The organism is Luteibacter sp. HAY1-4A, assembly GCF_056755355.1.
Map to the genome: position 1 here is coordinate 93,484 of NZ_JBNDHZ010000002.1, position 13,236 is coordinate 106,719.

9 protein-coding genes are annotated in these 13,236 nt (G+C 66.0%); 4 read left to right on the forward strand and 5 right to left on the reverse strand.

Translation table 11 applies throughout. The annotated features are described in order from the left end of the window. Positions 1-113 precede the first annotated feature (113 nt). On the reverse strand, positions 114-1,418 hold the full coding sequence (locus ACPYOD_RS01280; RefSeq protein ID WP_481299912.1) for an MFS transporter: 1,305 nt from the start codon (positions 1,416-1,418) through the stop codon (positions 114-116). A 157-nt stretch (positions 1,419-1,575) separates the two neighbouring features. Beyond that, entirely contained in the window at positions 1,576-2,547 is a 972-nt protein-coding gene (locus tag ACPYOD_RS01285; protein WP_481299913.1) for an AraC family transcriptional regulator, read from the reverse strand. Between the two features lie 114 nt (positions 2,548-2,661). Between ACPYOD_RS01285 and ACPYOD_RS01290 the strand changes: the two genes are divergently transcribed. Both ACPYOD_RS01290 and katG read left to right on the forward strand, forming a co-directional pair. Continuing rightward, complete coding sequence (locus ACPYOD_RS01290; protein WP_481299914.1) at positions 2,662-3,201, forward strand: carboxymuconolactone decarboxylase family protein; 540 nt, start codon at positions 2,662-2,664, stop codon at positions 3,199-3,201. A gap of 171 nt (positions 3,202-3,372) precedes the next feature. Then, positions 3,373-5,658 (forward strand): catalase/peroxidase HPI, encoded by a 2,286-nt coding sequence (katG, locus tag ACPYOD_RS01295; RefSeq protein ID WP_481299915.1) that lies wholly within the window; start codon positions 3,373-3,375, stop codon positions 5,656-5,658. A gap of 48 nt (positions 5,659-5,706) precedes the next feature. Here katG and ACPYOD_RS01300 read toward each other — a convergent pair whose 3' ends face one another. Next, positions 5,707-7,017, reverse strand: coding sequence for an acetamidase/formamidase family protein (locus tag ACPYOD_RS01300; RefSeq protein WP_481299916.1), 1,311 nt, complete (start codon positions 7,015-7,017; stop codon positions 5,707-5,709). A 186-nt stretch (positions 7,018-7,203) separates the two neighbouring features. On the opposite strand from ACPYOD_RS01300, the gene ACPYOD_RS01305 reads away from it, so the two are divergent. Next, a complete protein-coding gene (locus ACPYOD_RS01305) occupies positions 7,204-7,938 on the forward strand; it encodes an SDR family oxidoreductase (RefSeq protein ID WP_481299917.1) in 735 nt (244 codons plus the stop codon). Here ACPYOD_RS01305 and ACPYOD_RS01310 read toward each other — a convergent pair. Then, positions 7,911-10,073, reverse strand: coding sequence for a phosphocholine-specific phospholipase C (locus ACPYOD_RS01310; protein WP_481299918.1), 2,163 nt, complete (start codon positions 10,071-10,073; stop codon positions 7,911-7,913). The genes ACPYOD_RS01305 and ACPYOD_RS01310 overlap by 28 nt on opposite strands. Positions 10,074-10,190: 117 nt before the next feature. On the opposite strand from ACPYOD_RS01310, the gene ACPYOD_RS01315 reads away from it, so the two are divergent. Beyond that, positions 10,191-11,165, forward strand: coding sequence for an alpha/beta fold hydrolase (locus tag ACPYOD_RS01315; protein ID WP_481299919.1), 975 nt, complete (start codon positions 10,191-10,193; stop codon positions 11,163-11,165). Between the two features lie 20 nt (positions 11,166-11,185). Here ACPYOD_RS01315 and ACPYOD_RS01320 read toward each other — a convergent pair whose 3' ends face one another. Then, complete coding sequence (locus ACPYOD_RS01320) at positions 11,186-13,180, reverse strand: M13 family metallopeptidase (RefSeq protein ID WP_481299920.1); 1,995 nt, start codon at positions 13,178-13,180, stop codon at positions 11,186-11,188. Positions 13,181-13,236: the final 56 nt, after the last annotated feature.

Below are 13,236 nucleotides of genomic sequence, written 5' to 3' on the forward strand. Positions count from 1 at the left end.
CGGCAGCACCGCGATGGCAAAAGGATGCCCAACGTCCGCGGCCGGCGCAACTGTCATGAAAGGCCCGGTGCGAACCGCCGTCACGGGCATGAAAAATGCGTGAAGCGGTCAGCTCATCCGGCGGACGTGCCGCGTCCGCGCATCATGTAGAGGGCGCTTACCACGCCGATCAGCGCCACCAGACCCACGTAGTGCGCGGGACCCAGGCCGCCGGCGGACTTCGCCAGGTAGCCGACCAGCACAGGCGTCGCGGCACCGCAGATGGCATACGCGACGTTGTATGACAACGAGATGCCGGAGAAACGGATGGCGGGTGGGAATGCCGCGACCAGCACGGAGGGCACGATGCCGGCCACACCCGCGAAGAGCCCGGCGAGCGAGTAGAGGACGAAGAGGTTCGTGCCGCCGGCCTTCAGGTCGATATAAAGCGCGTACGTACTGACCGCGAGACCGATCGACGCAACGAGCATGGCGCGCGCCCTTCCCTGCCAGTCGACCAGCAGGCCGCCGAGCACGCAACCGATGCAGAGCGCCAGCGCGGCCAGGCTTCCGGCGGTGAACGCGCGCGACGACTCGACGTGGAACGCCGTCTGCATGAGCGTCGGCGTCATCAGGATCACCACCACGATGGCGGCGGTGAGCACCCAGGTCACCACCATCGAAAGAAGAACGGACGGCAGGTGGTCGCGCAGCACCACCCATGCCGGCAGTTCGGTCGTGAGTTCCTTGCGCTCGCGCATGCGTGCAAACACCGGGGTCTCGCTCAGCCACCGGCGCAGGTAGACCGCGAAGAAACCGAACACGCCACCGAGGAGGAAGGCGATGCGCCAGCCGTGATCGAGCATTTCCGCCGGCGACATGCGTGCGTTCATACCCGCCGCCACGAGCGAGCCGATGAGGATGCCCACGGTGAGTCCCGCGCTGAGGCTCGCGCACGCCAGACCCACGCGATGCCTCGGCACGTGCTCGGCCACGAACACCCACGCACCCGGCACCTCGCCGCCGATGGCGATGCCCTGCACCACGCGCAGCAAGGTGAGGAGCACCGGCGCAAACACGCCGATGGTGGCGTAGGTCGGCAAGACGCCGATGATCAGCGTGGGTACGGCCATCAGGAACACGCTCAGCGTGAACATGCGCTTGCGCCCGATGCGGTCGCCGAAGTGCGCCATGACCAGGCCGCCGAGCGGACGCGCGAGATAACCCACCGCGAAGATGCTGAAGGCCTGCAACTGCGCCACCCAGTCCGACGTGCCCGGCGGGAAGAACAGGTGCCCGAGGGTCTTCGCGAAGTAAGCGAAGATGACGAAGTCGTAGAACTCCAGCGCGCCACCGAGCGCGGAAAGCACGAGGGTCTTCGCGTCCCTGCGGTCGAGCGGACGGTTGTCGATGTGATCGGTATCGGCGGTGGCGTTCATGACTACGCTTGGTAAAGGAGGGATCGGGCGCTCGCCCGGCCGGCTATTTAGCTGACAGGAGCGCGACAGGGTCAAGCACCGCTGGCGGTGCGTCTTGCATGTATGACGCCACGCAGGAAAACGCGAGGCACGGCGGCAACACCCGTCGCCCGGCGGCCTATGCGCCCGCGGCGGGCGCGTCCTCTCCCGCCTTGAACTGCCGGCGCCACGCGCCCGGCGTCATGCCGATCGCTTGTGTGAACACGCGACGGAACGCGGCCACCGACTGGTAGCCGACCGCTTCCGCCACCGACTCGGTCGAGCGGATGGGATTCTTCAGTTCGTTGGCAGCGATGCTCATGCGGATGTCCTGTAGCAGCTCGCTGGCCGACTTGCCCAGGCCCTCCTGGAAGTGACGCATGAAGGTGGCCCGCGACATGTTGCACAACGCCGCAAGCTCGGGCAGCGTCCAGGCACGAGCTGGATCGGCCAGCATCGCGGAAACGGCAGGCGCGAGGCGTGGATGCGCTGCCAGGGCGAGCAACCCCGGTGGAGCATCGGACTGGCTGGCCACCCGCAGCACGAGTGCGAAGAGCGCCGCGGATAGCGCGTTCAAGATGGCGTACCCGCCAAGGCGGCCGTCGGTCGACTCCGCACGCATCAGTTCCACCAGTGCAGCCAGATGCCGTGCGGCGGAATCGGCGTCGTGCCCGCCCCCTTCGCTGGCCGTGCGCACGACCAGCGTGGAAGGCAGATAGCTGCGCAGCCATCGGTCGTGCGGCGCCGCGATGGCGAACCGTCCGCAGAGCATGTCCAGGCGTTCACCCGTTCCGTCGTTCTCGCTCAAAGGCACGTTCGGCGTCTGACGTTCGTGCGTGCGTGCCGGCGGCAGGCCGCTGTCGTCGTGCAGCGCATGGGCCGACCCATGCGGGAACAGCACGATGTCGCCTGCCCGAAGTTCGACGACTCCGCCGCCGGGCGCCTCGAGCAGTGCGGTGCCGCGCAGGAGCAAGTGGTAAGGCACTTCGCCCGGCGCGGAAGCGTCGGAAGCCACGATCCATGGCGCGCGGTAAGCGCAGCGGATTTCCAGTCGCCCCGACACCGGGACGACGGCGAGGAAGCGGCTCAACCAATCGACATCTGCCGTCATGACAACCCCTCTGTGATCCTTTGAAGCATCTTATCGACACTTTAAAGACTCGTCGAGATCACGTTGCGCGCTCACAATAACGCCATTCCCAACACACGCAAATCGGAGCCAGCCATGAGCCGCATCACCGTTCCCGCCGTCGATACCGCCACGGGCGCCACCGCCGAGGTCTATGCCAAGGTTCGCAAGCGTACCGGCGGCAAGCTGCCGAATGCCTACGCCGCCATGGGATACATCTCGCCGTCGCTGCTGGCAACGTACCTCGACGCCGACGACGCCCAAAACACATCCGGCCTTTCCCGCAAGGACCTCGAAACGATCAAGCTGCTTGTGAGCGCCCACAGCGGCTGCGACTACTGCGTGGCCGCCCACAACATGATGGGGAAACTGGCCGGGTTCGGTGAGGACGAGGTACGGGCCATCCGGCACCTGGAGGGCACGGGTGATGCGAAGCACGACGCATTGACTCGCTTCGTGCTGGCGATCCTCCGCCAAAGCGGCACCTTGCCGGACGACGTCGTGGCCGACATTCGCGCCGCCGGTTACACCGATGGGCAGCTGCTCGCCATCGCCTATGCAATCGCCATGATCACGTTCACCAACACGTTCAACCGCATCAACGACACCGAGGTCGACTTCCCCACCGTGGAATGACCGCTACCATATGCGCGCCTTCGGGTGCGCATATCGGCCTGCCCCAACGCATGACGATAGGCCGCGCCTCTCGCGGCCATCGGATCAATCAATTTTTGCAATCTCCGGCACGCGCCTATGATCGAACGAGGAGTTTCAGCCCCGTTCCCGGCTGCCAAGAGGAGATGCGCCATGTCGACCGAAGCGAAGTGCCCCTTCAAACACACCGCCGGGGGCGGCACCACGAACAAGGACTGGTGGCCGAAGCGCTTGCGCGTCGACCTGCTGAACCAGCACTCCTCGCGGTCGAATCCGCTCTCTCCCGAATTCGACTATGCGGACGCTTTCGAGAAGCTGGACCTCGCGGCGGTGAAGAAAGACCTCGCGGCGCTCATGACCGATTCGCAGGACTGGTGGCCGGCTGACTTCGGGCACTACGGCCCGTTGTTCATCCGCATGGCATGGCATAGCGCAGGCACGTACCGCATCGGCGATGGACGCGGTGGTGGCGGCCGCGGGCAGCAGCGTTTCGCGCCGCTCAACAGCTGGCCCGACAACGTCAGCCTGGACAAGGCGCGCCGGCTGCTCTGGCCCATCAAGCAGAAATACGGCGCCAGCATCTCCTGGGCCGACCTCATGATCCTCGCCGGCAACGTCGCGCTGGAGAGCATGGGCTTCAAGACGTTCGGCTTCGCGGGTGGACGCGAAGACACCTGGGAGCCCGACGAGGACGTGTACTGGGGCAAGGAAACCGAGTGGCTCGGCGGCGATCACCGCTACGGCAAGGTGCAGCCCGACGACGAAGGCGTACTGGTCGCGGACCCGCACCTGCATGGCACCGAGGAAGACCGTACCGAGCACGGGCGCGACCTCGAGAATCCACTCGCCGCCGTGCAGATGGGCCTCATCTACGTGAATCCGGAAGGTCCTGAAGGCAAGCCCGATCCGGTGGCCGCCGCGCGCGACATCCGCGAGACGTTCGCACGCATGGCGATGAACGACGAAGAGACGATCGCCCTGATCGCCGGTGGACACACCTTCGGCAAGACACATGGCGCGGCCGACGCCACGAACGTGGCCGTCGAGCCGGAAGCCGGCGAACTGGAACAACAAGGGTTCGGCTGGAGGAACTCATACGGCAGCGGCGTCGGTGCCGACACCATCACCAGCGGCCTCGAAGTCACATGGACACAGACGCCTGCGCAATGGAGCAACTTCTTCTTCGAAAACCTGTTCCGTCACGAGTGGGAACTGACGAAGAGCCCCGCCGGTGCGAACCAGTGGGTGGCGAAAGACGGCGACGCCGTGATCCCGGACGCGCATGGCGGTGCGAACCGCCGGCCGACCATGCTGACGACGGATCTTTCGCTGCGGTTGGATCCCGCGTACGAGAAGATCTCCCGGCACTTCCTCGAGCATCCGGAAGCATTCGCCGACGCATTCGCGCGCGCATGGTTCAAGCTGACCCACCGCGATATGGGTCCGCGTGCCCGGTACCTCGGCCCCGAAGTGCCGGACGAGGAACTGATCTGGCAGGACCCGGTGCCGAAGGTCGACCATCCGCTGGTGAGCGACGGCGATATCCAGGCGTTGAAGGACAAGCTGCTGGCGTCCGACCTTACCCTTGCCGAACTGGTATCCACCGCATGGGCGTCCGCTTCCACGTTCCGCGGCGGTGACAAGCGCGGCGGTGCCAACGGCGCGCGCATCCGTCTTGCGCCGCAGAAGGATTGGAAATCCAATCAGCCGGAGCAGCTGGCACGTGTGCTCGAAAGGTTGGAAGGCATCCGCTCCGAATTCAATGCGTCGCAGACGGGCGGCACGAAGATCTCGCTGGCCGACCTCATCGTGCTGGCCGGCGGTGCGGCTATCGAGAAAGCGGCGCGCGCCGCGGGCCATCCGGTGACGGTACCGTTCGCTCCGGGCCGCACGGATGCATCGCAGGAGCAGACCGACGTCGATTCATTCGTCCCGCTCGAACCCGCGGCGGACGGCTTCCGCAATTACCTGAAGGCCGCGTACAGCGTGCCCGCCGAGGCCCTGCTCATCGACAAGGCGCAACTGCTTACCCTGACCGCACCGGAGATGACCGTGCTGGTGGGTGGCATGCGGGTCCTGGGCACGAATGTCGACGGCAGCAACCAGGGCGTGCTCACCGATCGTCCCGGCAAGCTCACCAACGACTTCTTCCGCAACCTGCTCGACATGGGCACCGAATGGAAGCCCACGTCGCCGGCGCGGGAATCGTTCGAGGGCAGCGAGCGGGGCACGGGCAAACTCAAGTGGATCGCCAGCCGTGTGGACCTGGTGTTCGGTTCGAACTCCGTGTTGCGCGCGCTGGCCGAGGTGTACGGCAGTGCCGATGCCGAAGACAAGTTCGTGCAGGATTTCGTCTCGGCATGGACGAAGGTGATGAACCTCGACCGTTACGACCTTAAGCGGCGCGCGAAGGCCGCACCGGTGCGCGAAGCGGCGTAATGCGAAGTGCGCGGACCCGCCGGGTGGCGGGTCCGCGTGTCGACTCCGTCACTTGGCGGCGGCAGGAGTCGTCATCCTTGTCGGAAGCACGGCCTTGTCGACGCCGGCAGCCACGCCGACACTGCGTCCCGCGAGGTTGGGTACCGTGTAGTGCACCGCCGTACCCAGCACCTGCGCGGCCTGTGAGAGATCCATGCCGTAATCCTGTTGCAGCCACTGGACCATGCCGGTGCTGGCGGCCTTCAACGCATCGTCCAGCGAGCCCGCCTGCCCGAGCACCATGATGCGCGTCGGCGATTCGACCCTCGGCATCGACACGGCGCGATCATGGATGAGGTCGACGGTCACGGTGACGTCCATGGAGGTTTCAAGGGCGTATTGCGTGGTCTCGCCATCGCCCTGGAGGGCGTGCGCATCGCCGAAGTACAGCAGCGCGCCCGGTTGCTGCACGGGCAGGTAGACGGTGTTGCCTTCGATCACCTCGTTGAAATCCATGTTCCCGCCGAAGCGGCCTGTGTCGCCGGTCGAGATGGCGGGCATGCCGAAACCCGGGGCCACGGCGAGTCCGCCCAACATCGGTTTCACCGGTACGGCATAGCTCGCGAGAGCGCCGGTCGCTCCCTGGGGCCGCGCCAGTCCCTTCTCGCGATCGAGCGTCCAGCGAACGGGCTTGCCCAGCTTCCCCGCCTGCGGCACCAGCGACATGCCGAGCGCACGGCCCACGATCGTGTCCAGGCTGTCGGCGTAGTCTCGGTTGAGCTTCAGGCGGCGGATGTGCACGACGAGCGTGTCGCCGGGCGCGGCGCCGGCGACGAAGAACGGCCCGGTCTGCGGATTGCCGAACAGGGCGCGGGTGACGCCGTTCTCGTCGACGCCACCGGAATCCAGCGTGGTCGTGTGGATGGTGTCGCCCGGCCACACGACGAGCACCGGACGGCGGTCGGCGTCCCAGGTGTTGGAGTACGTCGTCGGCCGGTATTCCCATGTGCGCGCACCACCCTCCCGCGCGGGCACCTTCCAGCCCGTGACGGCATGCGTGACGCGACGGGCCGGATTGTTCGGGTCCGGCAGGTCCGCCGTGCCGTTCATCGCCTCTTTTTCGAAGCGCAACCGATAGCGCGACGTGCGCCCCTGGGTGTCCGTGCTCTCGAACGTCCAAGTGCTTCCGTCCGCCGTGCCCTGGATGGCATCGCCGTCGAGGTCGCCATGCAAGGCCTTCGCGTCCCGACTCACGTTCAAGGTGGAAAACGCGGGCGATTGCCAGAGGTCCGTGCGCAGGATCCACGTGTCCGTCGCATGGATGGCCATGGCGGTACCCGCCAGGCAGAAAGCCACGATGTACCGGATACCGAGATGCACGACGCGCCCCTGTCGACTACACGTGTCGTCAGACTACACGTGTAATCAACAAATGGCTACTCCTCGGTCTGGGAAGCGGAGTGTCCGTCCCGTGACGCATTTCATGAACCGCGGGGCTTTAGATTCGCCACGTCATCCACATGTCGAAACGAGCGCTGTCGCTAACCCATCCTTCAAGGATACGAAATGAACGCTTCGCAGAAAGTTGCCCTCGTCACTGGCGCCACCCGTGGCATCGGCCATGAAACCGTCCGCCAGCTCGCCCAGGCCGGCGTCACCACCCTGCTCGCCGGCCGCGATGCCGGTCGTGCGAAGGCCGCCGCCGAGAAACTCAAGGCCGAAGGCCTGCCCGTCGAGCCGATCACGCTGGACGTCACCGACGCCGCCACCATCCAGAAGGCCGTCGACGAGGTGAAGAGTCGGTTCGGCAAGCTCGATATCCTGGTGAACAACGCCGGCATCATCGTCGACGAACTCGGCAAGGCACCGTCCGAGCAATCCCTCGACGCGTGGCGCGAGACGTTCGATACCAACCTGTTCGCGGTGGTCGAAGTGACCAAGGCGTTCCTCCCGCTGCTCAAGGCGGCGCCTGCGGCTCGCATTGTGAACGTATCGAGCATCCTCGGCTCGTTGACCGCGCACCTCGATCCGACGTCGTCCATCTACAACTTCAAGGTTCCGGCGTACGACGCGTCCAAGAGCGCGCTGAACTCCTGGACCGTCCATCTCGCCTACGAGCTGCGCGACACGCCGATCAAGGTCAACGCCGTCCACCCGGGTTACGTGCAGACGGAGATGAACGGCGGACAGGGCGAAGTGGACGTGCCGACCGGTGCGAAGAGCAGCGTCGGCATGGCTCTCATCGATGCCGACGGCCCGACCGGAAGCTTCACCTACCTTGGTGAGACTCTTCCCTGGTAATCCATCGCGGGCCGCTCATCCGGGCGGCCCGACCTGGACGCCAGCGCCGGGTCTGTCCGCGAGGGCCGACCCGTCTCCCTGTGGCCGGCCAGACGGCGCAGGAATCGCGGGTCGTGGTCACTGGTCACGGTGAAATCGAACCAATGGTCGCTCGACACGATTTCCCACAGGCTCTCGACGCGACCACCCGGTAGCAGCAGATGGCGTCGCGGCGGCTGGCGGGTGTAGTCGTCGCTGGGCGTGACCGTCACGAAGCACACACCGTTGCCTTCGTTGACGATGAGCAGGCGCAGGAGGCCATCCGGGCCGTCTGTCGAGAGGCGTACTTCAGGCTGGGCGCGACGGCCCCGATCGCCCGCTGCGGGCTGGCGACCGGCGAACCGGCGAAGGAATCCGTTCGGCCCCGTCACGGACAGGTCGTACGCATTGCCGCTGTACAGGCTTGTCCAGCTGTCGGCCAGCGATTTGCCGGCCTCCACCGTGTACGCCCAGGGCCCGTCGGTCCTCGCGGAAGTGAAGACGTGGAAGAACGCGGCGCTCGTACCTTGGTTGATGAACTCCAACTGGTAGCGACCCTCGGCGACGTCCAGCGATCCCTGCACGTCCAGCGCATAAGGCAAGGCGCGCGCGGGCCGCTGTCCCGGTTCCTGCCGCGGCATGCGCTGGTCGGACGGCGGCGTAGGGCGAAGATTTTCGTGAGACTTCTGATCCGGCATGTAGCCGCTGGTGTCCGGCAGGCGCGGCGTGTCGACATCGTGGCGGGAGAAGTCGAAGGCCCGCGTGAGGTCGCCGCATACCGCGCGGCGCCAGGCGGAGATGTTCGGCTCGCGCACACCGAAGCGCCGTTCGAGGAAACGGATGATCGAGGTGTGGTCGTACGTTTCCGAGCAGGCCCAACCGCCCTTGCTCCACGGCGACACGACCAGCATCGGCACGCGCACGCCCAGTCCGTACACGCCGGGGACGAAACCGTTGCCGCCTGGGTACAGCTCGCCCTCCGTGCTTACCGTCGACAAGCCCTGCTCGCGGGATGACGGTACATACGGCGGCACCACGTGATCGAAGAAGCCGTCGTTCTCGTCGTAGGTGACGAACAGCGCGGTCTTGCTCCACACCTCGGGATTCGCGGTCAATGCTTCCAGCACGCCGTCGATATACCAGGCGCCATAGTTGGCGGGCCAACTCGGATGTTCGGTATACGCCTCCGGCGCCGCGATCCACGACACCTGCGGCAACCGGTCAGCGAGCACATCGTCGCGCAGGATGGCGAACGGCGATTGCCCCTTCGCCATCTCGGTGCCGGTACGTGCCTTCTGGTACAGCGCATCGCCGGGCTGAGCGTTGCGGTAGTTGTCGAAGTACAGCAGCGAATTGTCGCCGTAGTTGCCGATGTACGGATTCGACGTCCAGCCCCAGCCGCCCGCGGCATCGAGTCCGGTGCCGATGTCCTGGTAGATCTTCCATGACACGCCCGCCTGCTCCAGGCGCTCGGGATACGTGGTCCAGTCGTAGCCCTTCTCCGCGTTGTCCAGCACAGGGCCTGCGCCCGTGCCGTCGTTACCCGAGTAACCGCTCCACATGTAGTAGCGGTTCGGATCGGTGGAGGAAAGCATGCTGCAGTGGTACGCGTCGCAGATGGTGAACGCATCGGCAAGCGCGTAGTGGAACGGGATATCTTCGCGGGTCAGGTACGCCATCGTGGTCGTGCCCTTCGCCTGCACCCACCCGTCGTACCGCCCGCCGTTGGCCGCGGCGTGGGTGTCGTTCCAGCCGTGCGGAAGGTCTTCCAGGAATTGCAGGCCGAGGTCCTCGGCCTTGGGACGGAACGGCAGCAGGTAGTCGTCCGGCGACGCCGCATACGGCTGCTGCCAGACGGTCCGCCCGCTTGCCAGGGTGAAGGGGCGTGGATCACCGAAGCCGCGCACGCCGCGCAGGGACCCGAAGTAGTGATCGAACGAGCGGTTCTCCTGCATGAGGATCACCACGTGCTCGACGTCGGCCAGCGTACCCGTGCGTCGCGAGGCCGGAATGGAAAGGGCCTTCGCGATCGACGCCGGAACGACGCCGGCGGTGAGGGCGGCGCCTGCGGCGCCCAGTGAAAGCTTTAGGAAGTGGCGCCGGTCTTGAGACGTCATGGTTGCCCCTTTGCGTTTACCCCTGGGCGACCGAGTGTTGTGGCGAAACATGACAGGTTAGTGCCAGCGGCCTACCGTGAACGCGCCCGACGCCGGTTCTGCGACCGTCGTCGCAGAATGGTGCCCAACCAAGCCACCTACGAGGTCGACATCGTGAAAACTTTCGCATTACTTGCCGCGAGCATGCTCCTGGGCCAGGGCACGCAAACCGCTTCGCTTCCTTCCACCCAGGCCACCACGACGTACCACTACGCGACGGTGGACGGTAACCGCGTGTTCTATCGCGAGGCCGGTCCGAAGGACGCCCCGACCCTCGTGCTGCTGCACGGCTTTCCATCGTCGTCGCGCCAGTTCGACACGCTGTTTCCGTTGCTGGCGACCCGTTACCACCTGATCGCGCCGGACTTTCCCGGTTTCGGGCACAGCGATGCGCCCGACCCGGCCACCTACACCTATACGTTCGACCATTTGGCAAAGACGACCGATGGCCTCCTGCAACAGCTTGGCCTGAAACACTATGCGCTGTACCTGCACGACTACGGCGGCCCGGTCGGCTTTCGCATCATGCTGGCGCATCCCGAGCGCGTCGATGCGCTCATCGTGTCGAATGCGAATGCGTACGAGGAAGGCCTGGGCAAGAAATGGACGGCCATTGCCGGATACTGGAAAGACCCGAAGGCGCATCCGGAGGTGTTCGAATCCTTCGTGTCGCTGAAGGCGGCCGAGCTGCGCCACACCCTCGGCACATCGCATCCAGAACGCTACAACCCCGATACGTGGACCGACGAGTTCGCGTACCTTTCGCAGCCCGGCCAGAATGCGATCCAGGCCGCCCTGTTGTACGACTACCGCACGAACGTGGCGTCGTACCCCACCTGGCAGGCATGGCTGCGCAAACATAAGCCACCGACCCTCGTCGTCTGGGGCAAGAACGATCCGTCCTTCATCGGCGCAGGCGGCGAAGCGTACAAGCGCGACCTGCCCGATGCGGAGGTTCACCTGCTCGATGCTGGCCATTTCCCCTGGGACGAGCAGGCGGACGCGATCGCGGGACTGGTGCAGGCCTTTCTCGACAAACATCTGACGCATTGATGGCGGCGCCCACCTTCGCCCTACCAGATGCGAATGCGTTTGGACGGAGCAAGGTATAAGGCGCCCCGTTGCACATCGAAGGCGTCGTACCACGCGTCGATATTGCGCACCGTGGAAAGGCGCACGGCACCCGGCGGGTGCGCATCGGATTGCAGCAGGGTGCGAAGGTATGCCTGCCGGTAATTCGTGCGCCACAGCTGCGCCCACGCCATGAAGAACCGACGGTCGGCGGCAGGCCCGGCATCGCCGTTCGCCGACGATGTCGCCATGAAGGCATCGTGCGCCGCCAGCACGCCAGTGAGGTCGGCCAGGGATTCGCCGAGGACAAGCCCGCCGTTCACATGCTGGCCCGGCAATGGTTCATAGGCCTCCAGCTGCTCGGCCAGCGCGCGAGCCTTCGCCTGGAAGCGCCGTGCGTCGGTCGTGCTCCAGGTATCGCGCAGACGGCCATCGGCGTCGTAATGGAGGCCCTGGTCGTCGAACAGATGACTCAGTTCATGGCCGATGGTGGCACCCAGGCGGGCGTAGTTGAGCGCCGCGTCGGCCGCGGGATCGAACAGTGGCGGCTGCAGCAGGGCCGCAGGGAAGATGACTTCGTTCGTCGCGGCGCTGGCATAGGCATTGGGCACGCTTACGGGCGACTGCCACGCCGCGCGCTCGACGGGCTGTTTCAGGCGCGCGATGGCGCGATCGAAACGCCACGCCGTCAGTCGGGCGACGTTACCTGCCAGATCGTCCTGGCGAAGCACGATGTCCGGCGTCGCCGGCCACTGATCGGGATAGCCGATGCTGATGCGGGTGCGCTTCAGTTTCCGACGCACTTCCGCGCGCGCCGACGGTGACAACCACGTCGCCTTGTTCACGCGCACGGCCAGTGCGTCGCGCACCGCATGGGCGATCGCCTGCGCCTGTTCTTTCGCGGAGGGCGGGAAGTAGCGCTCCGCATAAGCGCGCCCCAGGGTTTCGGGCATCAGGTTCGTGACGAGTTCCATGCCACGCTTCCATGCCGGCGCCTCCGCCGTCGTGCCACGGAGTGCCGTGCCGTAATAGGCGAAGCGTGCGGCGCCGGTGCGGGCATCCACGTAGCGGCTGTATGTGTTGAGGAGCCTGAGCCTGAGAAAATCGCGAAGCACGCCCAGCGGTGTTCCCGCCACCACGTCCAGTTGCGCCCGCAATACATCGGGATGCGCCACGTTTACGCGATCCAGCGCGCCGACACCAAGCCCCGCGAACCACTGTGGCCACGGGAAGTTCGGCGCGATGGACGCCAGGCGGCGTACCGGCACAGGATGGTAAGACGCGGTCGCATCCCGCTGCGCCGCGGGGCCAAGCTGCGCTGTCGCCAGGTTCGACTCCAATGCCAGTACCGCATCGACGCGGCCTGCCGCGTCCGACGGCGCAGTACCTGTAGCGGCCAGCATGGCGACGAGGTACGTGCGATAGGCATCGCGACGCTCATGCGCCGGCCCCTCCTCCGCCCGATAAGCGCTGGCATCGGGCAGTCCGAGCCGCCCTTCGCGAACCGTCAGTAACCATTGGCCGGGGCGCCCGTCGTCCTCTTCGATGACGGGCACGACAATGGCTCCTACGTCCACGCGCGCCAGCCGGCCAAGCGCTGTCGCGAAGGCAGCGCGGTCGTCGATCGCATCGATCTCGCCGAGCCATTTCCGGAGAGGATCGAGGCCCTGCCGGTTGCGCGCCGCCTGGTCCATGTAACTCGCATAGAGAACGCCCATTGGTGTCTTCGCGGCCGCGGCGTCTTCCACGAGCACGCGCGACTGATCCAAGGCCTGCGCCTGGATATCCGGCCACGTGCCGATCGACGTGCGATCGGCGGGCACGGGATGGTCGTGCGCCCACGCGCCATTCACGTACCGATCGAAGTCGTCGCCCGGCGCCGTCGCCGGCAGGGATGACTCCGGCTGCGCAGCCTGCTCTCGAAGCGCGTCCCGCGCGGGCAAAGTCGAGGTCGCCGTGCCCAGGAGCCCGGCGAGAAGGACGAGGGTGGATTTCATGGGATGCTCCAGGGAAGCGCTTTGCGCCGGTGCCATCCAAACGCGGCGGGACGAGC

Bases quoted from the DNA above. Each gene is read 5' to 3' on its own strand.
- ACPYOD_RS01280 (WP_481299912.1), bottom strand. From the start codon at position 1,418: ATGAACGCCACCGCCGATACCGATCACATCGACAACCGTCCGCTCGAC.
- ACPYOD_RS01285 (WP_481299913.1), bottom strand. From the start codon at position 2,547: ATGACGGCAGATGTCGATTGGTTGAGCCGCTTCCTCGCCGTCGTCCCG.
- ACPYOD_RS01290 (WP_481299914.1), top strand. From the start codon at position 2,662: ATGAGCCGCATCACCGTTCCCGCCGTCGATACCGCCACGGGCGCCACC.
- katG (WP_481299915.1), top strand. From the start codon at position 3,373: ATGTCGACCGAAGCGAAGTGCCCCTTCAAACACACCGCCGGGGGCGGC.
- ACPYOD_RS01305 (WP_481299917.1), top strand. From the start codon at position 7,204: ATGAACGCTTCGCAGAAAGTTGCCCTCGTCACTGGCGCCACCCGTGGC.
- ACPYOD_RS01310 (WP_481299918.1), bottom strand. From the start codon at position 10,073: ATGACGTCTCAAGACCGGCGCCACTTCCTAAAGCTTTCACTGGGCGCC.
- ACPYOD_RS01315 (WP_481299919.1), top strand. From the start codon at position 10,191: ATGGTGCCCAACCAAGCCACCTACGAGGTCGACATCGTGAAAACTTTC.
- ACPYOD_RS01320 (WP_481299920.1), bottom strand. From the start codon at position 13,180: ATGAAATCCACCCTCGTCCTTCTCGCCGGGCTCCTGGGCACGGCGACC.